This is a genomic window from Streptomyces sp. NPDC027663 (genome assembly GCF_055566415.1).
The window spans coordinates 454,881-476,678 of the sequence record NZ_JBVHSK010000006.1; the positions used below are offsets into that span (position 1 = coordinate 454,881).

Genomic DNA, 21,798 nt, shown 5'->3' on the forward strand with positions numbered 1-21,798 from the left:
GAACGCCGGGGCCGTTAATCGGCTGCACCCCCGGACGCCCGCCGCCTACCGTGAACGCCATGGACGTCAAGGTGAGCAGCATCGCGGAACGGCCCGACCGGCTTCCCGCGGTGCAGGAGATGGCCGACACATGGCCCGAGTTCGTCACACACGATCCCGTGGGCGCCGCCCATTACGGCCGTGTCCCCACCGAACTGCCCGAGTACGCGCTGTTCGCCGAGGACGAGCGCGGCCAGGTCGTCGCCCACGCCTACAGCGTGCCGTTCGCCTTGCACGTCGACGGCCGGCGCACCCTGCCCGCACGGGGCTGGGACCAGATCCTGCTCTGGGCCTTCGCCGACCTGCGCCGCGGCACCCGCCCGGACACCGTGAGCGCCGTCTCGGTCACCATCGCCCCGCACGCCCAGGGCCACGGCCTGTCCGCCGTCCTGCTCTCGGCGATGCGGGACAACGCCCGTGCCCGCGGCTTCCGCGAGGTCGTCGCCCCCGTCCGCCCGAACGCCAAGCACCGCGAACCGCGCACCCCGATCACCGAGTACGCCCACCGGGTCCGGCCCGACGGGCTGCCGGAGGACCCGTGGCTGCGCGTCCACGCCCGGGCCGGCGCCACCATCGACTCCATCGCCCCGGCCTCCATGACCGTCGGCGCCTCGCTGGAGGACTGGCGCCACTGGACCGGACTCCCCTTCGACACCGCGGGCGATGTCGAGGTGCCCGGCGCGCTGGTCCCGGTCCACTGCGAACCGGAACGCGGATACGCCGTCTACGTCGAACCCAACGTATGGATGCGGCACCCGCTGTGACCCCGCGCCGGGCCCCGGCCCGGCATCAGCCGCCGAGCGAGTCCAGGTCGATGATCTGCCCCGCGGGCTTCTTCGCGGGGACCGGCTTGCCGTACTCGCTGAACGTCAGGTTCTCCGGGTCCTTGCCGGTGGACGGCTTGTCGATGCGCAGCAGGTACGGCTTGCCCTCGGTGGCCACGTACGCCGTGTACCGCTCCTTGCCGTCCTTCTCGTTCAGCGTGATCGCGGGCGCGCCGTCGACCTGGGTGGTCTTCCCACGGGTGGTGCCCGCCGTGCCGCCGCCGCCCATGTCGCCGAGCAGCGAGTCCAGGTCGCAGAAGTTCGCGAGGTCCTTGGCGTCCTGGCCCTTGGCGGACATCTTGGTCCACTTGCCGGCCAGCATCGCCACGACCGCGTCGGCGTCGGCCTTGGACTCACCCTTGCTCTGGGCGCGCAGGAACTTCTCGTCGTACTTCATGTAGACGATGTCGCCGGTCTTGATCAGGTCGGCCTTGCCCTGGCCCTCCATGCTCATCGTGCCGGCGCACTCGCCCTTGCTGTTCAGCGCCATGTCCAGCTCGATGATGCCCTTGCTCTCCTCGTCGGAGATCCGGCCCTTCATACGCACGGACGAGGCACCCGTGGTGGCCTTCATCGCCCGCTCGGCGATCTCGCCGCCGCTCAGCCCGGCGAACGGGCCCTTGGGCTTGCTGTCCGCCTTGTCGTCCCCCGGCAGGCAGCCAGTGGTGAGTCCCGCGGTGGCCGCGGCGGCGAGGCAGAGGGCGACAAGTGAGGTGCGTCGCATGACAGTTCCTTGCTGAGAGAGGTGTGGTGAGCGGGGAGCCGGGAGGCTCCACGGGGGATGTGGTGCACGGGAGTGCACCGGGAGTGGGGGGTGGAGCTGGAGCGGATGGAACGTGGAGCGGATGGAACGGGTACTGCGGGGTTATGCGGGTGGTGCGGGGTGCGCCGGCGCGCGGCCGGCGCGGGGCGGGGCCTCGCGCCGGGGACGACCGGACAGGTCAGGCCTTTTTCCAGTCACCGCAGCCGGTCGTCTTGAAGTATGCGTCCGATGAGCTGATGGTCACGACGGCGGTACCGCTCACGTTGTTGTTCGCGATGATCGAGTTCAGCCCGTGCTCGGCGTCCTTCGTCCGCTCCCAGTAGCAGTTGTCGTCGGCGTTGCCGGCCGACTTGTAGGTGCCCGGCGCGATGTCCGCGCCCACCTTGAACATGCCGCCGTCGCCGGCCATCGAGGAGGCGGGCGTGCCCTTCGCCTTCGCGTCCACGGCCTCCCAGTCCTTGCAGCCGCTGGACTTGAACACCTTGTCGGTGGGCTTGACGGTCACGTAACTCGTGCCGCTGACGTTGTCGTTGGCCAGCAGGGAGTCCATCTCGCCCGAGGCGTCCTTGGCGCGCTCCCAGTAGCACATGTCGTCGGTGTTCCCGGTCGTGCGGTACGTCCCCGGCTTCACGTCGGAGCCGACCTGGTACTCGCCGTCGCCCGCGATGGCGGCCTTCTTCTCCGTGGCCGCCTGCCCGTTCGACGAGTCCTTCTTGCCGCCGGACTTGCGCTCGGCCGACGCCGAGGAACCTTTGCCGGAGCCCGCGGAGCCGCTGCCCTTGCCGTCGTTGCCGGCGTTGGCGGACACGGCACCGATGACGGCGATCCCCACGACGGCACCGAGCGCGACCTTGGTCTTCATGCCCATGACAGAACCCCTCCCCGAAAGTGGCGGCCTCCCCCTCCGGTGGCCGCTCGTTCGCTGGGTCAATAAGACCAGAGGCTGTGAACCGAGTCAACACGGTTCACAGATTCTTCTGTGTACACGTCCGTGAAGGCCCAGATCTTGTGTACGCCGGTATGCTCGGTGCACACATGGGACGAGGGGAGCGGGGCCGGTGCAGGACAACGCAACAGAGGTGACCGCGGCCGGTATCGCGCGGCTCGCCGGAGTGGGCCGCGCCGCCGTCAGCAACTGGCGCCGGCGGCACGCCGACTTCCCCAAGCCGGTCGGCGGCACCGAGACCAGCCCGTCCTTCGCGCTGGCCGAGGTCGAGGCCTGGCTGCGCAAGCAGGGCAAGCTTGCCGAAGTACCGCTGCGGGAGCGTGTCTGGCAACAGCTCGCCGGTCACCCCGAGGGCCCTCTGACCGCCCTGGTGCACACCGGCTGCGTGCTGCTGCTGATCCACGAACGCCCCACCGTCTGGCTCGACGCGAGCGCCGGCTCCGACGCGCGGCTGGCCGCGATGCTGCCGGGGGCGCTGGAGCAGGTGCTTGCGCCGCGCTTCGGCGCGGCGAGCAGCGCGCCCGGCGCGGAGGGGGTGAGCGCCGCTTCGGCGCACTCTGCTGTGAACGCCTCACAGACGTCGGCTGCTGTGAACACCTCGCCGGACGTTCACGGTGCGCCTGCTGTTCACGCGGCGCCGCCCGCGTCCGGCGCACCCGCTGTCAACAGGACGCCGTCCATGCCCGGCACTCCTGTTGTCCACAGCCCGCAGCCCACGCCCAGCCCGGCGCACACACCGAGCCCCCAGCTCACACCGAGCCCCCAGCTCACACCGAGCCCCCAGCTCACACCGAGTCCGGGGCTCACGCCCGGCACACCCACCGCGCCGGCCACCCCCCGCACCCCCGCCGTTCGCGCCCCGGCCGTCCCCACCCCCACCGGCCCCCAACTCCTCCTCTCCGCCCCCCTCCTGCGCGGTGCCGCCGAGCTGGCCGCCGAGGCAGGGGCGCGGCAGACCTTCGAGTTCCTGCTCGGCCGGCACCTGGACGCCAACCCGCGCCAGTACACGCTCACCCCGGCCGAACTCGCCGTCCTCATGGCCGACCTCGCCGGCCCCGCCCGCACCGTCCTGGACCCCGCCTGTGGCACCGGCGCCCTGCTGCGCGCCGTCGACACCCGCCCCGACCAGGAGCTGTACGCCCAGGACAGCGCCCCCGACCTGGCCGCGCTCAGCGCGCTGCGGCTCGCGCTGCACAGCCGGGCCACCGTGCGGGGCGCCGCGGGCGACACCCTGCGCGCCGACGCCCACCCGGAACTGCGCGCGGACACGGTCCTGTGCCATCCGCCGTTCAACGAGCGCAACTGGGGCCATGACGAACTCGCCTACGACGCCCGCTGGGAGTACGGCTTCCCGGCGCGCACCGAGTCGGAGCTGGCCTGGGTGCAGCACGCGCTGGCCCGGCTGACCGACGGCGGCACCGCCGTCCTGCTCATGCCGCCGGCCACCGCCTCCCGCCGTTCCGGGCGCCGGATCCGCGCCGACCTGTTGCGCCGGGGTGCGCTCAGGGCGGTGATCGCGCTGCCGGTCGGTGCCGCACCGCCGTACAACATCCCGCTGCACCTGTGGGTGCTGCGCCGGCCGGACCGTACGCCGGCGGCGCCGGAGGTGCTGCTCGTGGACACGGGGAGGTTCGCCGGTGAGGGGCGCGGCGGGCCGGACTGGGCGGCCGTGCGGGAGGCCGTCCTTGACGCCTGGCGCGCCTTCGGGCGGGCCGGGCGGCTGGACGAGCGGCCCGGGCTCGCCCGTTCCGTGCCGGTCATCGAACTCCTCGACGACGACGTGGACCTCGCTCCCGCGCGCCATCTGCCGCCGCCGGCGGCGGCCGACGGCGCGGAGCAGCTGACGGCGGTGCGTGAGCACCTCGGTGCGACTCTGCGTCTGACCGCCGACCTGGCTCCGCCGCCAGCCGACCCGGCACCGCCCGCGCGCTGGCCGCTCACCACCGTCGGTGAACTCGCGCGCGGGGGCGCGCTGGTGCTGCGTACCGGCGGGAACGGCGGTCACGTGCGCGTGCCCGTGCTCACCGACCACGACGTCCTGGCCGGAACGGCACCCTCGGGCACGCTCCCGGAGAGCGACGAGGAAGCCGTGCTGACCGAGCCGGGCGATGTCGTCGTACCGGTGCTCGGCGGGGGCTCGGTGGCGCGGGTGATCGACGAAGCGACCGGGGGTGCCGCCCTGGGCCGCAACCTCGTCCTGCTGCGCCCCGACCGTGCGGCGCTCGACCCCTGGTTCCTCGCCGGCTTCCTGCGCGGTACCGCCAACAACCGGCAGGCCAGCAGCTACGCCTCCACCGCGACCCGGCTGGACGTGCGCCGGCTGCAGCTGCCCCGGCTCCCGCTGGACGACCAACGGCGCTACGGCGCACGCTTTCGCGCCCTCGACGAGTTCGAGCGGGCGCTGCGCCACGCGAGCCGGCTCGGGGAGCAGCTCGTGCGCGGGATGTACGACGGGCTCACCGACGGCACGGTGTCCCCCGGCTGATCCCGCGCCCGGCCCCGCTGTCCGGCCGGCCCGCAGCCCCGAGGTCCAGTCGGCCCGCAGCCCCGCGATCGCGGCCGGCCCGAGCCCCGCGATCCCGGCCGGTCCGCAGCCCCGGGGTCCAGCCGATCCGCTGATCCGCCGGCCCGCGGAGCCGCCGCCCAACGGAGCCGCTGATCCGTGCCCTGATCCGTGCCGGTCGCCGGACAACGGTTCGGTACAACCCGGACCGGTTGTCCCTGCCGGGCCATATGCTCGAAGCGACAATCGCACGACCGGCGTTGTCCGCCCCCCGCGGAGGACGCCGGTCGCGCAGGCACGCCCACTTCAGGAAACAGGAGCAGCCATGCAAGGCCACGGCTACGGTCAGCCGGTGAAGCAGCCGCCGCACACCGCGTGGCTGGTTTTCCTGCGTGTGCTGTTCGTGGTGCTCGCGCTCTTCACCATCGGCCTCCTGACCTCGGCGATGATGCTGCGGCTGGCGGCCGTCACGCGCCGCTCGCTGGACTGGGGGCTGTTCGTGGCGGTGCTGGCCGCCGACATCCTCAGCATCACACTGCTGGCGACGGAGGGTGGCGACGAGGTACACACCCCCGGCGGCTATGTGGGCATGGTGCTCCTGCTCGTCACGCTCGTGGCCACGATCGCGTACTACCTCACGGCGGACATCCGCCACTTCCTGCTGCGCCAGCAGGCGTACGAGGCGCAGCGGCACGCCCCGGCGTACGGCTACCCGGCGTACGCGACCCCGTACGCGGCGACGACCGTACCGACCCTGCCGACGGCGACGGGCCCGGTCGGCCCGCACACCCCGCCGCCGATGCCGCACATACCCGCGCCCCAGCCCCCGCCGGCCACGCCGCCCCAGCGGCCCGCGCCCGCCCGGATCGACCAGGTGCGGGCCGAGCTGGACGAGCTGAGCGACTACCTGCGCAAGCAGGACGGCCATGAGGGCGGACGGTGACCGTGGCGGCAGGACGCGTCGTCGCCGGCCGTTACGAACTGGCCACGCTCATCGGGCAGGGCGGCATGGGCCAGGTCTGGACGGCGTACGACCAGCGACTCGACCGGCGCGTGGCGGTGAAGCTGCTGCGCCCGGACAAGGTGGCGGGCCAGGAAGCCGACGAGCTGCGCCGCCGGTTCGTGCGCGAGTGCCGGGTGACCGCTCAGGTGGACCACCCGGGCCTGGTCACGGTGCACGACGCGGGCAGCGAGGGCGAGGAGCTGTTCCTCGTCATGCAGTACGTCGACGGCGCCGACCTCTCCGACCACCTCGCCGAGCACGACCCGTACCCGTGGCAGTGGACGGTCGCGGTGGCCGCGCAACTGTGCGCCGTGCTGAGCGCCGTGCACGCCGTGCCGATCGTGCATCGCGACCTCAAGCCGCGCAACGTGATGGTGAAGCAGGACGGTACGGTCACCGTCCTGGACCTGGGCGTGGCCTCGGTCATGGACACCGACACCACCCGCCTCACCCACACCGGATCCCCGATCGGCTCGCCCGCCTACATGGCGCCCGAGCAGGCGATGGGCGGCGCGGTCGGCCCGTACACGGACCTGTACGCGCTGGGCGTGCTGATGCACGAACTGCTCAGCGGGGAGGTGCCGTTCGCCGGCTCCACGGCGCTCGGCGTGCTGCACCGGCACCTGTACGAGCCTCCGCTGCCGGTGCGCCGGATCCGCCCCGAGGTCCCGGAGGCGCTGGAAACCCTGGTGCTGCGGCTGCTCGCCAAGGACCCGCAGCACCGGCCGGCGTCCGCGCAGGAGGTGTACGAGGACCTGGCGCTGCTGCTCCCCGCGCGCGGGACGCCCACCGGGGCGCCACTGGATCCCACTCGCCCCTTCCTGCGCCCGCACGCTCCCTGGCCGGACCGTGCGCGGACCCCCGCGCCCCAGCCCGCCCCCGTCGCGCCGGCACCGCCGGTGACCGAGAAACCGGACGTGGCCGCCGCCGTGGACGAGGTCAAGAGGCTGCTGGGCGAGGGCCGGATCACGCAGGCCGTCGACATCCTGGGCGCGATCCTGCCGGCCGCCGCCGAACAGCACGGCGAGCACTCCCCGGTCGTACGCACCCTGCGCAAGCAGTACGCGGCCACGCTCATGGACGACGGCCAGTACCGGCGTGCCCTGCCCGAACTGCGCCGGCTCGCCGACGAACGCGCCACCGAGGCCGGCCAGGCCGACCCGCAGTCCCTGCGCTACCGCTACGAGGCCGCGCAGTGCCTGGAGCAGCTGGGCGAACCGGCGGCGGCGCTCACCGAGTACCGCACGCTGCTGCCGTACTACGAGAACCAGTACGTCTCCGGGGACCCGCAGCTGGCCCACGAGGTGCGCCGGCGCATCGGCCACCTGCTGCTCGCGCTCGGGGACCGGCCGGCCGCCCACGACATGCTCGTGCGGCTGGTCGTGGACGTGGAGCGGCTGCACGGCCCGGGCCATCCGCTGGCCGTGGAGGTCCGGCGGACCCTGCAGTGGCTGGGACAGGTGCGCGGCTAGGCCCCGCTGTTCCGGGGGTGCAGGAAGGAGTCGCAGTCACACATCGGCGTCACGCCGGCCGGCACTCCTGGACTCCTGGGGCCGCCCGGGGCGCCGCGGTGGCCACCGGCAGCTGAGCCGGGGTCCTGCCCGGAGGAGCGGCGGTGCCCGAAGGGCGCGCGAATCGTTGGTCGAATGGGTTGGCCACAGCCTGCTCACTGCCTACCATCGATCACCGCAAGACTTTGTGCACCGTCGCACAAACTCCTCGGGAGGTTTCCTTGCACCGCCGCCGTCGCACCGCGCTCGTCCTCACCGCCGCGATCGCCGCCGCGGCACCCCTGTTGACCGCCTGCGGAAACGATGCGCATCCCGGCGCCGCGGCCGTCGTCGGCGGGCAGCGGATCACCGTCTCCCAGCTGGAGAGCAGGGTCGACGAGGTCCGCCGGGCGCAGCGCGCCGCGGTGCCGGACGAGACCCAGTACCAGCAGGTCGTCTCCTCCACCAGCAGTCTCACCCGCGACACCTTGCACAACATGGTCCTCGACCGGGTGCTGCACCGCGCCGCCCGGGACCAGGGCATCACGGTCACCCGCAAGGAGATCCAGCAGATGCGCGGGGGCCTGGAGCAGCAGGCCGGCGGCAGCGAGGGCCTGGAGACGGCCTGGCTGCAGAAGTACGGCATCGCCCCGGCGCGCCTCGACGACAACCTGCGCCTGCAGCTGGAGGCGCAGAAGCTCGCCGAGAAGCTGGGCACCGACACCAGCCAGCCCGCCTTCTGGAAGGCCCTGTCCAAGGCGTCGGAGGAACTTCACGTCGACCTCAACCCGCGCTACGGCGCCTGGGACGTGCAGAAGAGCAGCCGGGTGGACGCCGGCACACCGTGGGTGCGGGAGGTCACGGCGGCGGGCGGACAGCCGGTGACGGCGTAGGACGGCCGAGGGCGCGGGCCGGGCTGCGCGCCGGTGGCGGAACGGTACGGCAGCGGCCTGCCGGTCATACGATCACAAGACCACCTCGGGCCTGTGGACAACGGAATCCGCTCGCTCGCGCCGTGGGTTACGTTCGGATCGTGAACGAAACCAGCCCCGAGTCCCGTCCCGGAACCGGCCGCGAAGCCGGTGCCGCCTCCGGCCGCATCGTCCTGCTCACCACCAGCCATCGCGTCGCCCCCGGCCTGCTGTCCTGGCCCGCCTGGCAGGCCCTGCGCTCCGCCGACGCCGTGCTGTGCGCGGACGGCGCGCATCCGCAACTGCCATATCTGCGCGAGGCCGGGATAGCGGTGACGCAGGCGTCGCCCACCGCGCAGGAGCTGGTCGACACCTGCGCCGGCGGGCGGACGGCGGTGGTCGTCGCCACGGGGGAGGGCGAGCCCGCCCTCACCGACGGCCTGGCCCGGCTGGCCGGCTCCGGCCGGACGGCCATGCCCGAGCTGGAACTGCTGCCCGCCTCCTACGACCTGCCGGGCGCCCGGCTCCTGGACGTCGTGCAGGTCATGGACCGCATCCGCGCCGAGTGCCCGTGGTCCTCCCGGCAGACCCACGAGGGCCTCGCGAAGTACGGCATCGAGGAGGCCTACGAGCTGGTCGAGGCGATCGAGGCCGGCGACCGTACGGAACTGCGCGAGGAGCTGGGCGACGTCCTTCTCCAGGTCGTCTTCCACTCCCGGATCGCCGAGGAGGACCCGGACGAGCCGTTCTCCGTCGACGACGTGGCCGGCGGCATCGTCGCCAAGCTCGTCCACCGGCACCCGCATGTCTTCGGCGACGAGCAGGCCGAGACCCCGGAGGACGTCAAGGAGCACTGGCTGCGCACCAAGGCCGAGGAGAAGCGGCGCACGTCGGTCACGGAGGGGGTCCCGCTCGGCCAGCCCGGCCTGGCCCTTGCCGCCAAGCTCGCCTCCCGCACCCGCACGGCAGGCCTGGACGTGCCCCTGCCGCAGGGCGAGGGCATCGGGTACGAACTGCTGGCGCTGGCGGTCCGCGCCGAGGCGGACGGCGTCGACCCGGAGGCGGCGCTGCGGGCGGCGGCCCGGGCGTACCGGGACGCGATACGGGCTGCTGAGGGCCGGTCCGCTTAGTACCGTTGCCTCAACGGGCGGGTGCGAGGCGTGGGGGCCGACGTGGCAAGGGAGTTGGAGGAGCTGCGGGAAGCGCTGCTGCGGGCGATCCACAGTTCGCCGACCGCGGCACAGCGGGTCGCGGAGGTGCTGGCGCGGGCGGGCAAGCCGTATGCGGCGGGGGCCTGGACCCAGCCGGACGGCGACCGGTTCAGGAGCCATCACCAGCTGGCCTCACTGGTGCTGTTACGGGTCGAACACCCCGCAGAGTTCGCCGACCTCGAGCGGGTCGCCGCGACCACGTGGACACCCCGGCCCACCGGCCCGGGACCCGTGGCCGCCAGCCCCGGCGACACCGCCCCTGCCGGCATGGCCCCTGCCGGCACGGCCCACGGCGACACCGCCCCTGCCGGCGCCGGGGCCGCCGGCGCGGCCGCCGGTCCACGCGCCGCCGGGCCCCGTACCGCCGAACCCGGCGGCACCGAGCCCCGCCACCCTGATCCGCCTGCTGCCGATCGCCCTGCCGCCGATCCGCCTGCTGCCGATCGCCCTGCTGCCGATCCTCCTGCCGCCGTTCGGCGCCCCGCCGATCCGCCTGCCGTCGAACTCGGTGCCGCCGATCCACCTGCCGCCGGACCCCGTGTCGCCGGTGACCACGTGGATCTGCGGGACGGCACCTTTCTCGACCAGGTGGTGGCGGTGCAGCACCATCACTACGGCAACGTCCCGGTGCCGGCGGAGTGGCGGCCGGCCGGGTCCGTGCGGCCGCTGGAGTTCGGCGTGCAGCCGACCCGGCCCGTGCCGGGGATGCCGGACGTGCCGCCGTATGCTCCGCGCGACTGCGACGCCGACCTGCGGACCAAGCTGGCCCGCACCAGCCTGGTCCTGATCCTGGCCGAACGGCTCGCGGGGACGTCGTACACCGCGTGGCATGCCGTGCACTCCCTGCAGGACCACCGGGTGTACACGCCGGTGCCGGGCGAGGACCTGCGGCCCCTGGTCGCCGCGCTGCGGGGCAGCCCCGGCAGGTACGTCGTATGGCTGGACGACCTGACCGGCCACCTCGGTCCGGGCGGGCTCGACCTGCCGCTGCTCGGACGGCTCAACGACCTCGGTGCCGTCGTGCTCGCCACGATGAGCCCCGCCGAGTACTACCGGCGGCGCACCGGGACCGCTCCCGGCGACCGGGTCGTCGCCGCCGCCCGTACGGTGGCGCTGCCGCGCGAGTGGAGCGAGCCGGAACTGCAGCGGCTCTCGGCGCACGACGACCCGCGGGCGTACCCGGCATACATGTGGAGCGGCCAGGAGGGAGTGGCCCCGTACTTCGCGGTCGGGCACCTGCTGTTCGACGAGTGGCGCCGACCGGGGACGCAGCAGGACCATCCGCTCGGGGGGCTGCTCGTGCGGGCGGCGGTCGACGTGGCCCGGTGCGGGGTCACGGCGGCGGTGCCGGCCGAACTGCTGGTGAAGGTGGTGGAGCAGTACGGTCCGCAGCACGAGCGGGCGCTGCGCACAGAGTCGTACGAGGACGCGCTCGCCTGGGCGACGGCGCCCATGTTCGGCGTCTCGGGGCTCCTCGTGGCGGGCGACGAGGACGGCACCTGGCGGGCGTACGGCGCGCTGGTCGCCGAGGCGCTGGCATCGGGCGACCTGGAGCCGGTGCCGGACGGGGTGTGGTGGACGCTGCTGGACACGGCGGAGTCCGGGACCGGGGCAGGGCTGGACCACGGTGCGATCCTCGGTGCGGCCCGCGCGGCGCTGAGCGCACGCATCGAGGCGGGTGACACCGAGCTGGTGTTCGACCTCGCGCTCCGTACGGAGGGCGAGGAGAGCGAGGCCCTGCTGCGGCGCGCGGCCGGCGCGGGGCACGCGGAGGCGACATCCGTGATGGCGCTGATGCTGCTGGAGAAGGGGGACGAGGAGCAGGCGCTGCCGTATCTGGAGACGGCGGCGAAGGAGGGATACGCCTGGGCGGCCCGGCACCTCGGGCGGATGCACCGCGCCCACGCCGAACGCTGGCTGCGGCAGGCCGCGGAGGCGGGGGACGGTGCGGCGGCGCACGAGCTGGGCGACATGATGGTGGGGCCCGGACGGGACGGGGAGGCCTTGCGGTGGTACCGCAAGGCCGCGGCTGCGGGCCACCGCGAGGTCGCTGGCAGCCTCGGCACCCTCCTGGCCAACTGGAACGAGGCGGGGGCGGAGGAGTGGCTGCGTTACGCGGCCGCGTGGGGTGACGCGCGCGCCACGAACGAACTCGGCATCTGCCTGGAGAACACGAGGAATGCCACCGAGGCCGAGACGGAGCCCCTGTTCCGGCGGGCGGCGGAGGGCGGCGACACCTCGGCGATGATCAACCTCGGCATGACGCTGGAGCACCTCGGCCGGGAGGAGGAGGCATGTGCGTGGTACCTGGCGGGGCATGCGTGCTCGGCCCCGTACGCGGAGCGGTACCTGGCCAGGCTGTTACGCAAGCAGGGCAAGGAAGCGGAAGCCGAGGAGTGGGAGCGCAAGGCAGCCGCCGCGGACCCGGACGGCCTCCCCGAAGCCCTCCCGCCGCCCCCTGCGGCCGCGCCGGTCCGCCCCGTCCCGGGGACGGGATCTCCTGCGGCCGCGCCGGCCCGTTCCGCCCCGGGGACGCCGCCCTCTGCGGCCGCGCCGGTCCGTCCTGTCCCGGGGACGCCGTCTCCTGCGGCCGCGCCGGCCCGTCCCGTCCCGGGGACGCCCCCTCCGGCCCCCACGCCCGCCACCGCTCCGGATACCGTCAAGGAGTGACCGACCAGCCTCATCCCCCGACGGCCCCCACCCCCGCTCCCGCGCTGTTCACCTGGGAGTTCGCTGCCGACCCCTACCCGGCCTACGCGTGGCTGCGCGAGCACGCGCCCGTGCACTGGACGCGGTTGCCGAGCGGGGTCGAGGCCTGGCTGGTCACCCGGTACGCCGATGCCCGGCAGGCCTTGGCCGACCAGCGGCTGAGCAAGAACCCGGCGCATCACGACGAGCCCGCGCACGCCAAGGGCAAGACCGGCATCCCGGGCGAGCGCAAGGCCGAGCTGATGACGCATCTGCTGAACATCGACCCGCCGGACCACACCCGGCTGCGCCGCCTGGTCAGCAAGGCGTTCACGCCGCGCCGGGTCGCCGAGTTCGCGCCCCGGGTGCAGGAGCTGACGGATGGGCTCATCGACCGGTTCGCCGAGCGCGGCTCCGCCGACCTCATCCACGAGTTCGCGTTCCCGCTGCCCATCTACGCCATCTGCGACCTGCTCGGCGTCCCCCGCGAGGACCAGGACGACTTCCGGGACTGGGCGGGCATGATGATCCGGCACGGCGGAGGCCCCCGCGGCGGGGTCGCCCGGTCGGTGAAGAAGATGCGCGGTTATCTCGCCGAGCTGATCCACAGGAAGCGCGAGGCGCTGCCCGCCGAGCCGGCGCCCGGCGAGGACCTGATCTCCGGCCTCATCCGGGCCTCCGACCACGGCGAGCACCTCACCGAGAACGAGGCCGCCGCGATGGCCTTCATCCTCCTCTTCGCCGGCTTCGAGACGACGGTCAACCTCATCGGCAACGGCACGTACGCCCTGCTGACCCATCCCGGGCAGCGCCGGCTCCTGCAGCAGTCCGTGACGAGCGGGGAGCGGGACCTCCTGGAGACCGGCGTGGAGGAACTGCTGCGCTACGACGGCCCGGTGGAGCTGGCCACCTGGCGGTTCGCCACCGAGCCCCTCACCATCGGCGGGCAGGACATCGCGCCGGGCGACCCGGTGCTCGTCGTGCTCGCCGCGGCCGACCGGGACCCGGAGCGGTTCGCCGGCCCGGACGTGCTCGACCTCACCCGCCGCGACAACCAGCACCTCGGCTACGGCCACGGCATCCACTACTGCCTCGGCGCGCCGCTCGCCCGGCTGGAGGGCCAGACCGCGCTCGCCACGCTGCTCACCCGCCTGCCCGACCTGCGGCTCGCCGTGGACCCGGACGAGCTGCGCTGGCGCGGCGGACTCATCATGCGCGGCCTGCGCACCCTGCCCGTGGAGTTCACGCCCACCGCCTGAACACAGCCCGTCCAGGGAAACCTGACGGACATTCACTCTGTGATCTTCACGTGATCTGCGCGGCATGAACTTGTGACAAGTGATCGTCTGCCTATACGTTCACCCATCAGCGTGGCGAAGGGCTTCATCCGCCGCGCCGGTACTGCTGTCGCTCGAAAGGCCTCTGCATGCTCTCCGGGAACGGTCGACACCGTCGCCCCCGTCAGGCTCCGGCTCTCCTCGTCGCGGCCGGGGTGACCGGCTCAGCCATCGCCATCCCGCTCCTCGGCGCCGCCAGCGCCAGCGCGGCCGACGGCACCACGTGGGACAAGGTGGCCGAGTGCGAGAGCGGCGGCTCCTGGAGCGCGGACTCCGGCAACGGGTACTACGGCGGGCTGCAGATCTCGCAGGCGGACTGGGCCGCGTACGGCGGGACCCAGTACGCGGCCAGCGCCGACCAGGCCAGCCGTTCCCAGCAGATCGCCGTCGCCGAGAACATCCTCGCGGACAAGGGCACCACCCCCTGGGCCACCTGCGCCCTGCTGTCGGGCCTGACCGAGGATTCGGACTCGGCGGACGTCGACACGGGCGTCGGCCGGTCCGGTGACACCGACGGTTCGGGTGACCCGTCCGGATCGACTGACAGTTCGGATGGTTCCGAAAACCCCGACAGCCCTGACAACTCCGACTCGTCCGGTCTGCCGGGTTCGTCGCCTTCGGGGGACGCCGGTTCCGATGCCGACTCCGGCTCCGGCAACGGCTCTTCGTCCGGCAAGGACGGCCGGCCGGCCGGGAAGCCGGGCGAGGGTGACGGCAAGGTGAACGGCTCCGACGGGACCGACACGCCCAAGTCCGACAAATCCGCGTCGCCGGACGCGGGAAGCCCGCAGGGGGCCGACGGCTCCGCCACGGCCACTCCGGAACCCGGCCGCGAGGACAACCCCCAGCAGGCCGCCGGTTCTTGGAGCCTGGTCGACACCGGCTCCCTCGGCGGTGGCGGACGTCATCGGGGGGCGAGTGCGGACGAAAGCGCGACAAACGGTCAGAATGCCGCCTCCTCGGGCCGCCACGCCTCTCGCGAACCGGACACCTACACCGTCCGCGACGGCGACTCCCTCGCCTCCATCGCCGACTCCCTTGAGGTCGACGGCGGATGGCGCGCGCTCTACGCCGGCAACAAGAAGGCCATCGGGGCCGACCCGAATCACATCACCGCCGGTCAGACCCTGGAAGTCGGGGACGAAACGGACGGCGATTAGCGGGAGTTGACGCCCCACTTAACGCCCTATTGTCCGGTTTGGCGAAAGTGTGGGATGAGTCTCAGAAGCCCTGATCGTCTTTGAAATTCCGCGGACCGCGTGCCTACGGTCAAGGCCGCTCGTCACCACGAGCCCCGGCAGTCGCAACGCCGAATCCTGCCAGCGGTTGCCCGGGAACAGTCGTCGCGTCAAGCGCCGTAGGCAGGAGCGGGGGACCCAAGGTAAGTGCCGGGCCCGGCAGTTGATGCCGGACCGGCTCGGGGTGAAGCCGCATCTCGCGCACAGCGGGAGATGCGGCCGGGCAACTCAACCGGCCCGAACCCGACAGCTCACCTCGCAGGCGTCGGTGAGGGGATCGTTCCATGCTGTTTTCCGGCAAGGGCAAGCACCGTCGTCCGTCCAAGGCCGTCCGCGCCATCACGCTCGCCGGTGTCACCGGCGCCGCCGTCGCCGCCCCGCTGATGGCGGCCGGCAACGCCTCCGCCGCCACCGCCTCGGAGTGGGACACGGTCGCCCAGTGCGAGTCCGGCGGCAACTGGTCCATCAACACCGGCAACGGCTACTACGGCGGTCTGCAGTTCTCCGCCTCCACCTGGGCCGCGTACGGCGGCTCGCAGTACGCCGCCACCGCCGACAAGGCCACCAAGGCGCAGCAGATCGAGATCGCCGAGAAGGTCCTCGCGGCCCAGGGCAAGGGCGCCTGGCCGGTCTGCGGCACGGGCCTGTCCGGCACCCCCTACGGCGGTGCCGCCCCGAGCACCCCCTCGGACTCGGGCAGCACCACCACCCGCTCCACCGACCAGCAGGCCGCCTCCCGCTCCGCCGAGCGTCCGGCCGCGTCCACGAGCAAGAGCAAGACCGTCACCACCCCGACCGGCAAGAAGGTCAAGAAGGGCGACGGCGAGTACAAGGTCGTCGCGGGCGACACCCTCAGCACCATCGCCGCGAAGCACAAGGTCGAGGGTGGCTGGCAGAAGCTGTTCGAGCTGAACAAGGACATCGTCGAGGACGCGAACCTCATCTACCCGGGTCAGCAGCTCCACCTGAAGTGACCCCCGGTTCCGAGCGGATCCACAGCGCCCTCACATCCCCAGGGGTCTCATCGCAGGCCTCGTGAGGGCCACCCCCGTCCCCACGGGCTCCCCGCCCCGGTGCGTGTTCCCCCGTACGCACCGGGGCGGGGTTTTTCTGTGCCGTCGCCACAGGTCTTTGTTTCGGCCGAAAACAAAAGGTACCGTCGGCATGTCCACGGGACGGTCGGTCGGTGGCCGACGCCCCCGGGACGGTTAGGCTCTAGTCGCAAGGCGCAGCCGTAAGGCACACCGCCCCGCACTTCCAGCGTCACATCCAAGAAGGAGATGCTCGTGCCGTCCATCGACGTCGTCGTAGCCCGGGAAATCCTGGACTCCCGAGGCAACCCCACGGTCGAGGTCGAGGTCGGCCTCGACGACGGCAGCACGGGTCGTGCCGCCGTTCCGTCCGGCGCCTCGACCGGCGCCTTCGAGGCCATCGAGCTCCGCGACGGCGACCCGAACCGCTACCAGGGCAAGGGCGTCGAGAAGGCCGTCCTCGCCGTCATCGAGCAGATCGGCCCGGAGCTGGTCGGTTACGACGCCACCGAGCAGCGCCTGATCGACCAGGCCATGTTCGACCTGGACGCCACCGACAACAAGGGCTCCCTCGGCGCCAACGCCATCCTCGGCGTCTCGCTCGCCGTCGCCCACGCCGCCTCCGAGGCCAGCGACCTGCCCCTCTTCCGCTACCTGGGCGGCCCGAACGCGCACCTGCTGCCGGTGCCGATGATGAACATCCTGAACGGCGGCTCGCACGCCGACTCCAACGTGGACATCCAGGAGTTCATGATCGCTCCGATCGGCGCGGAGTCCTTCTCCGAGGCCCTGCGCTGGGGCACCGAGGTCTACCACACCCTGAAGAAGGTCCTGAAGAGCAAGGGCCTGTCCACCGGCCTCGGCGACGAGGGCGGCTTCGCCCCGAACCTGGGCTCCAACCGTGAGGCCCTCGACCTCATCCTCGAAGCGATCAAGGAAGCCGGCTACGCCCCCGGCGAGCAGATCGCCCTCGCGCTCGACGTCGCCGCCTCCGAGTTCTACAAGGACGGCAAGTACCTCTTCGAGGGCAAGGAGCGCTCCGCCGCCGAGATGACGGAGTACTACGAGGAGCTGGTCGCGGCCTACCCGCTCGTCTCCATCGAGGACCCGCTGTTCGAGGACGACTGGGCCGGCTGGAAGGTCATCACCGACAAGCTCGGCGACAAGGTCCAGCTGGTCGGCGACGACCTGTTCGTCACCAACCCCGAGCGCCTGGCCCGCGGCATCGAGGACGGCGCCGCCAACGCCCTGCTGGTCAAGGTCAACCAGATCGGCTCGCTGACCGAGACCCTGGACGCCGTCGAGCTGGCCCAGCGCAACGGCTTCAAGTGCATGATGTCCCACCGCTCCGGCGAGACCGAGGACGTCACCATCGCCGACCTGGCCGTCGCCACCAACTGCGGCCAGATCAAGACCGGCGCCCCGGCCCGCTCCGAGCGCGTCGCCAAGTACAACCAGCTGCTGCGCATCGAGGAGATCCTCGACGACGCGGCGGTGTACGCCGGCCGCAGCGCGTTCCCGCGCTTCAAGGGCTGAACCAACCCGGCGTAAGGCTCAGCCAGTCGTACGTACGTCCCCGTACTCGGTCCCGTACCGTGTCCGGGGACGTACGCGCGTGTGAAAGGGGAGGCGGAGAGCCAGATGGCCGTGCTGTGCTGCCCCGGGGCGCACCCCCCGGACCCCCGGCCGAGGACCGGGCCGAGCGGCGTGGTGAGGCGGGGTGAGCTGCCGTGAGCGGCCGGGACCGTTTCTCCACCGCGACCAGGCTGCGGCTGCTCGGCGAGCAGACGGCGGCCCGGGTCTACCGCTCCCAGACCAGACGGCAGGCCCGCCGCTCCCGGCTCACCGGCCGGGCGGCCCTGCTCGCGCTGGTGCTGTGCTCGCTCGTGGTCGCCCTCGCCTATCCCATGCGCCAGTACGTCTCCCAGCGCGCGGAGATCGCCGACCTCCAGCGACAGCAGCGGCAGGCCCGCGAGCGCGTCGAACAGCTGCGTGACCTCAAGGCGCGCTGGCAGGACGACGCCTACGCCGAGCAGCAGATCCGCCGCCGGCTGCACTACGTGAAGCCCGGCGAGACCGGGTACGTCGTCGTCGACCCGGGCGCCGCCAAGCAGTCCCGTACCGACGTCGGGGCCGCCCACCGGCCCTGGTACGCGAACGTCTGGGACGGCGTCGACAAGTCCGACGCCTCCGACCAGTGACCCCAGAGAAAGCCACCCTGAAAGCAGTCATGGAAACGCCTCCGCCGCCCACTCCGCGCACCGAGCCCACCGACGCGGACGTCGAGGCCTTCAAGCAGCAGCTGGGCCGCCCGCCGCGGGGCCTGAGGGCCATCGCACACCGCTGCCCGTGCGGTCAGCCGGACGTCGTGGAGACGGCACCGCGCCTGCCCGACGGCACCCCCTTCCCGACGCTGTACTACCTGACGTGCCCGAAGGCGTCCTCGGCCATCGGCACGCTGGAGGCGAACGGCGTGATGAAGGAGATGTCCGAACGCCTGCAGAGCGACCCCGAACTGGCCGCCGCCTACCGGGCCGCGCACGAGGACTACATCCGGCGCCGGGACGAGATCGAGATCCTGCAGGGCTTCCCGAGCGCGGGCGGCATGCCGGACCGGGTGAAGTGCCTGCACGTCCTGGTCGCCCACTCCCTGGCCGCCGGACCGGGCGTGAACCCGCTCGGCGACGAGGCCCTGGCGATGCTGCCGGAGTGGTGGAGCAAGGGCGCCTGCGTGACGCTCGACGACAGCGAGGGGGACGCGCAGTGACCCGTGTCGCCGCCATCGACTGCGGTACCAACTCCATCCGTCTGCTGGTCGCCGACGCCGACCCGGACACCGGCGAACTGACCGACCTGGACCGCCGGATGACGATCGTGCGGCTCGGCCAGGGCGTCGACCGGACCGGCCGGCTCGCCCCCGAGGCGCTGGAGCGCACCTTCGCCGCCTGCCGTGAGTACGCGGAGATCATCAAGAGGTACGGCGCCGAGCGGCTCCGCTTCGTGGCCACCTCCGCCTCCCGCGACGCGGAGAACCGGGACGACTTCGTCCGGGGCGTCCTGGACATCCTCGGCGTCGAGCCGGAGGTCATCAGCGGCGACCAGGAGGCCGAGTTCTCCTTCACCGGCGCCACCAAGGAGCTGACCGGCCGGGACGACCTCACCAGGCCCTACCTGGTGGTGGACATCGGCGGCGGCTCCACCGAGTTCGTCGTCGGCGACGACCACGTACGCGCGGCGCGGTCCGTGGACGTCGGCTGCGTGCGGATGACCGAGCGGCACCTGGTGCACGAGGGCAAGGTGAGCGACCCGCCCACCGAGGAGCAGATCACCGCCATAAGGGCCGACATCGAGGCCGCCCTGGACCTCGCGGAGCAGACGGTCCCGCTGCGCGAGGCGCACACCCTGGTCGGCCTGGCCGGGTCCGTCACCACGGTCTCCGCGATCGCCCAGGAGCTGCCCGAGTACGACTCCGCGCGCATCCACCACTCCCGTATCTCCCACGACCGCGTCCGGGAGATCACCGAGTGGCTGCTGCGCTCCACGCACGCCGAGCGCGCCGCGGTCCCGTCCATGCACCCGGGCCGGGTCGACGTCATCGGCGCCGGTGCCCTCGTCCTGCTGGCGGTCATGGAGCGGATCGGCGCCGAGGAGGTCGTGGTGAGCGAGCACGACATCCTCGACGGCATCGCGTGGTCGGTGGCGTAGCTCTCTTTTGTTACTCATCGGTAGCCATCCGCTGAGCAGTGTGGATAACGTTTGAGCGGCTTCGGGGGCCCCGTGAGGGGCCCTCGGTCGCGAGCGGACGGAAAAGTTCGTGAAGTTCTTCACAAGGAATTGCCCCGTGGGGGCCCGCGCCGGGGGCCCTGTGGGCCCTTGCGGGGGGTCAAGAGCCGTTTGAACATGTTCAGATGAGGGGCGTGAAGGGTCCCTGAACGAGGGTGTTCCGGGGGTGTCACAGCGCCCTCACGGACCTCCCGAAGACCCGGAGAGGCAGCTCACGCGGCCTTGACAACGGGTCGAACCACCTCGGGGGTCCCTGTCGCCCGCATGACCTGCGTCAAGCGGGCCGCGGAGTTTAGCACAGGGCCTGCCAGAGCTTGTGAAGGGGCGCACGAGCAGCCCCCCTGAGGCAGGTGGATACTCGATGGCATGAGCACCACGGAGCGTCCCAGGATCCTCGTAGTAGGCGGTGGGTACGTAGGCCTGTACGCAGCTCGGCGCATTCTCAAGAAGATGCGCTACGGCGAGGCGACCGTCACGGTCGTCGACCCCCGGTCGTACATGACCTACCAGCCCTTCCTCCCCGAAGCCGCCGCCGGCAACATCTCCCCTCGCCATGTCGTCGTCCCGCTGCGACGCGTGCTGCCGAAGGCGGAGGTCCTCACCGGTCGGGTCACCACCATCGACCAGGACCGCAAGGTCGCCACGATCGCCCCGCTGGTCGGCGAGGCGTACGAGCTGCCCTTCGACTACCTGGTCATCGCCATGGGCGCGGTCTCCCGCACCTTCCCGATCCCCGGCCTCGCCGAGCAGGGCATCGGCATGAAGGGCATCGAGGAGTCCATCGGCCTGCGCAACCACGTCCTGGAGCAGCTGGACAAGGCCGACTCCACGACCGACGAGGAGATCCGCCGCAGGGCGCTCACCTTCGTCTTCATCGGCGGTGGCTTCGCGGGCGCGGAGACCATCGGCGAGGTCGAGGACATGGCCCGGGACGCGGCCAAGTACTACAAGAACGTGTCCCGCGAGGACATGCGCTTCATCCTCGTCGACGCCGCCGACAAGATCCTTCCCGAGGTCGGCCCGAAGCTCGGCCAGTACGGCAAGGAGCACCTGGAGAGCCGGGGCGTGGAGATCTACCTCTCCACCTCCATGGACTCCTGCGTCGACGGCCACGTGGTGCTGAAGAACGGCCTCGAGGTCGACTCCAACACCATCGTGTGGACGGCCGGCGTCAAGCCGAACCCGGCCCTCGCCCGATTCGGTCTGCCGCTCGGTCCCCGCGGTCACGTCGACTGCGAGCCGACCCTCCAGGTCAAGGGCACGGACTACATCTGGGCCGCCGGTGACAACGCCCAGGTCCCGGACCTCGTCGGCCGCAAGGCGGGCAACGAGAACGCCTGGTGCCCGCCGAACGCCCAGCACGCGCTGCGCCAGGCCAGGACCCTCGGCGACAACGTGATCTCCGGCATGCGGGGCTTCCCGCAGAAGGAGTACGAGCACGCCAACAAGGGTGCGGTCGCCGGTCTCGGCCTGCACAAGGGCGTGGCGATGATCGTCATGGGCAAGATGAAGATCAAGCTCAAGGGCCGCCTCGCCTGGTACATGCACCGTGGCTACCACGGCATGGCGATGCCGACCTGGAACCGCAAGATCCGCGTCTTCGCCGACTGGACCCTCGGCATGTTCCTCAAGCGCGAGGTCGTCTCCCTCGGCGCCATGGAGAACCCGCGCGAGGAGTTCTACGAGGCCGCCAAGCCGGCGCCGGTCGCCGCCGCGCCGAAGACCGAGGAGAAGGCCAAGGCCTCCTGACCCGACGGTCACCCCAGCACAGCCCGAAGGGGCCGCCTGCCATCCGTGGTGCGGGCGGCCCCTTCGGCGTGTGCGGGCGCCGCGGCGGGGACCGGGTGTGTGGGAGTCCGGCGGAGGCACCGGGTGTGCGGGGGTCCGGTGGAGGGACCGGGTGTGCGGGGGCCCGGTGGAGGGATCGGGTGTGCGGGCGCCGCGGCGGGCGGATCGTGGGCGGGCGCCCGAGCAGACGGATTTCGCCGTCGTGAGGGTGATCTCCGCGCTTGCCGCCATGGCGGTCCGACG

The 21,798-nt window shown here is 72.3% G+C and carries 17 protein-coding genes and 1 riboswitch; of the genes, 15 read left to right on the plus strand and 2 right to left on the minus strand.

The features are described from left to right. Positions 1-59 precede the first annotated feature (59 nt). Positions 60-803 carry a GNAT family N-acetyltransferase gene (locus ACZ4SF_RS19865; RefSeq protein WP_468385883.1) on the plus strand — a complete coding sequence of 248 codons (744 nt, stop codon included), beginning with the start codon at positions 60-62 and terminating at the stop codon, positions 801-803. A gap of 25 nt (positions 804-828) precedes the next feature. On the opposite strand, the gene ACZ4SF_RS19870 is transcribed toward ACZ4SF_RS19865, so the two are convergent. Next, positions 829-1,587, minus strand: coding sequence for a hypothetical protein (locus tag ACZ4SF_RS19870; protein WP_468385886.1), 759 nt, complete (start codon positions 1,585-1,587; stop codon positions 829-831). A gap of 217 nt (positions 1,588-1,804) precedes the next feature. Beyond that, entirely contained in the window at positions 1,805-2,494 is a 690-nt protein-coding gene (locus tag ACZ4SF_RS19875; protein ID WP_468385889.1) for a hypothetical protein, read from the minus strand. 190 nt (positions 2,495-2,684) lie between these two features. Here ACZ4SF_RS19875 and ACZ4SF_RS19880 point away from each other — a divergent pair, with 190 nt between their 5' ends. The 14 genes from ACZ4SF_RS19880 to ACZ4SF_RS19945 all read left to right on the plus strand — a co-directional run bounded on the left by ACZ4SF_RS19880 (position 2,685) and on the right by ACZ4SF_RS19945 (position 21,516). Beyond that, positions 2,685-5,057, plus strand: a complete 2,373-nt coding sequence (locus ACZ4SF_RS19880) for an N-6 DNA methylase (RefSeq protein ID WP_468385892.1) — start codon at positions 2,685-2,687, stop codon at positions 5,055-5,057. Positions 5,058-5,427: 370 nt separating this feature from the next. Further along, positions 5,428-6,018, plus strand: coding sequence for a hypothetical protein (locus ACZ4SF_RS19885; protein WP_468385895.1), 591 nt, complete (start codon positions 5,428-5,430; stop codon positions 6,016-6,018). A 38-nt stretch (positions 6,019-6,056) separates the two neighbouring features. Beyond that, positions 6,057-7,550 carry a protein kinase domain-containing protein gene (locus ACZ4SF_RS19890; RefSeq protein ID WP_468386008.1) on the plus strand — a complete coding sequence of 498 codons (1,494 nt, stop codon included), beginning with the start codon at positions 6,057-6,059 and terminating at the stop codon, positions 7,548-7,550. 260 nt (positions 7,551-7,810) lie between these two features. Then, complete coding sequence (locus ACZ4SF_RS19895; RefSeq protein WP_468385898.1) at positions 7,811-8,461, plus strand: SurA N-terminal domain-containing protein; 651 nt, start codon at positions 7,811-7,813, stop codon at positions 8,459-8,461. Positions 8,462-8,601: 140 nt separating this feature from the next. Further along, positions 8,602-9,609 (plus strand): nucleoside triphosphate pyrophosphohydrolase, encoded by a 1,008-nt coding sequence (locus ACZ4SF_RS19900; protein WP_468385901.1) that lies wholly within the window; start codon positions 8,602-8,604, stop codon positions 9,607-9,609. A gap of 42 nt (positions 9,610-9,651) precedes the next feature. After that, on the plus strand, positions 9,652-12,360 hold the full coding sequence (locus tag ACZ4SF_RS19905; RefSeq protein ID WP_468385904.1) for a hypothetical protein: 2,709 nt from the start codon (positions 9,652-9,654) through the stop codon (positions 12,358-12,360). Beyond that, positions 12,357-13,637 (plus strand): cytochrome P450 family protein, encoded by a 1,281-nt coding sequence (locus ACZ4SF_RS19910; RefSeq protein WP_468385907.1) that lies wholly within the window; start codon positions 12,357-12,359, stop codon positions 13,635-13,637. Before ACZ4SF_RS19905 ends, ACZ4SF_RS19910 begins: the two co-directional genes overlap by 4 nt. A gap of 167 nt (positions 13,638-13,804) precedes the next feature. Continuing rightward, on the plus strand, positions 13,805-14,875 hold the full coding sequence (locus ACZ4SF_RS19915; RefSeq protein WP_468385910.1) for a transglycosylase family protein: 1,071 nt from the start codon (positions 13,805-13,807) through the stop codon (positions 14,873-14,875). Positions 14,876-15,058: 183 nt separating this feature from the next. Further along, a riboswitch (cyclic di-AMP (ydaO/yuaA leader) is annotated at positions 15,059-15,233 on the plus strand. A gap of 4 nt (positions 15,234-15,237) precedes the next feature. Further along, a complete protein-coding gene (locus ACZ4SF_RS19920; RefSeq protein WP_468385913.1) occupies positions 15,238-15,927 on the plus strand; it encodes a transglycosylase family protein in 690 nt (229 codons plus the stop codon). Positions 15,928-16,233: 306 nt separating this feature from the next. Next, the gene (eno, locus tag ACZ4SF_RS19925) at positions 16,234-17,520 is read left to right on the plus strand and encodes a phosphopyruvate hydratase (protein WP_468385915.1); all 1,287 of its coding nucleotides are present in this window, start codon (positions 16,234-16,236) and stop codon (positions 17,518-17,520) included. A gap of 194 nt (positions 17,521-17,714) precedes the next feature. Beyond that, positions 17,715-18,185, plus strand: a complete 471-nt coding sequence (locus ACZ4SF_RS19930; protein ID WP_468385917.1) for an FtsB family cell division protein — start codon at positions 17,715-17,717, stop codon at positions 18,183-18,185. Positions 18,186-18,214: 29 nt separating this feature from the next. Then, complete coding sequence (locus ACZ4SF_RS19935; protein WP_468385920.1) at positions 18,215-18,751, plus strand: DUF501 domain-containing protein; 537 nt, start codon at positions 18,215-18,217, stop codon at positions 18,749-18,751. Then, on the plus strand, positions 18,748-19,689 hold the full coding sequence (locus ACZ4SF_RS19940; RefSeq protein WP_468385923.1) for a Ppx/GppA phosphatase family protein: 942 nt from the start codon (positions 18,748-18,750) through the stop codon (positions 19,687-19,689). Before ACZ4SF_RS19935 ends, ACZ4SF_RS19940 begins: the two co-directional genes overlap by 4 nt. A gap of 444 nt (positions 19,690-20,133) precedes the next feature. Beyond that, positions 20,134-21,516, plus strand: coding sequence for an NAD(P)/FAD-dependent oxidoreductase (locus ACZ4SF_RS19945; protein ID WP_468385925.1), 1,383 nt, complete (start codon positions 20,134-20,136; stop codon positions 21,514-21,516). The last annotated feature ends 282 nt before the right edge of the window (positions 21,517-21,798 follow it).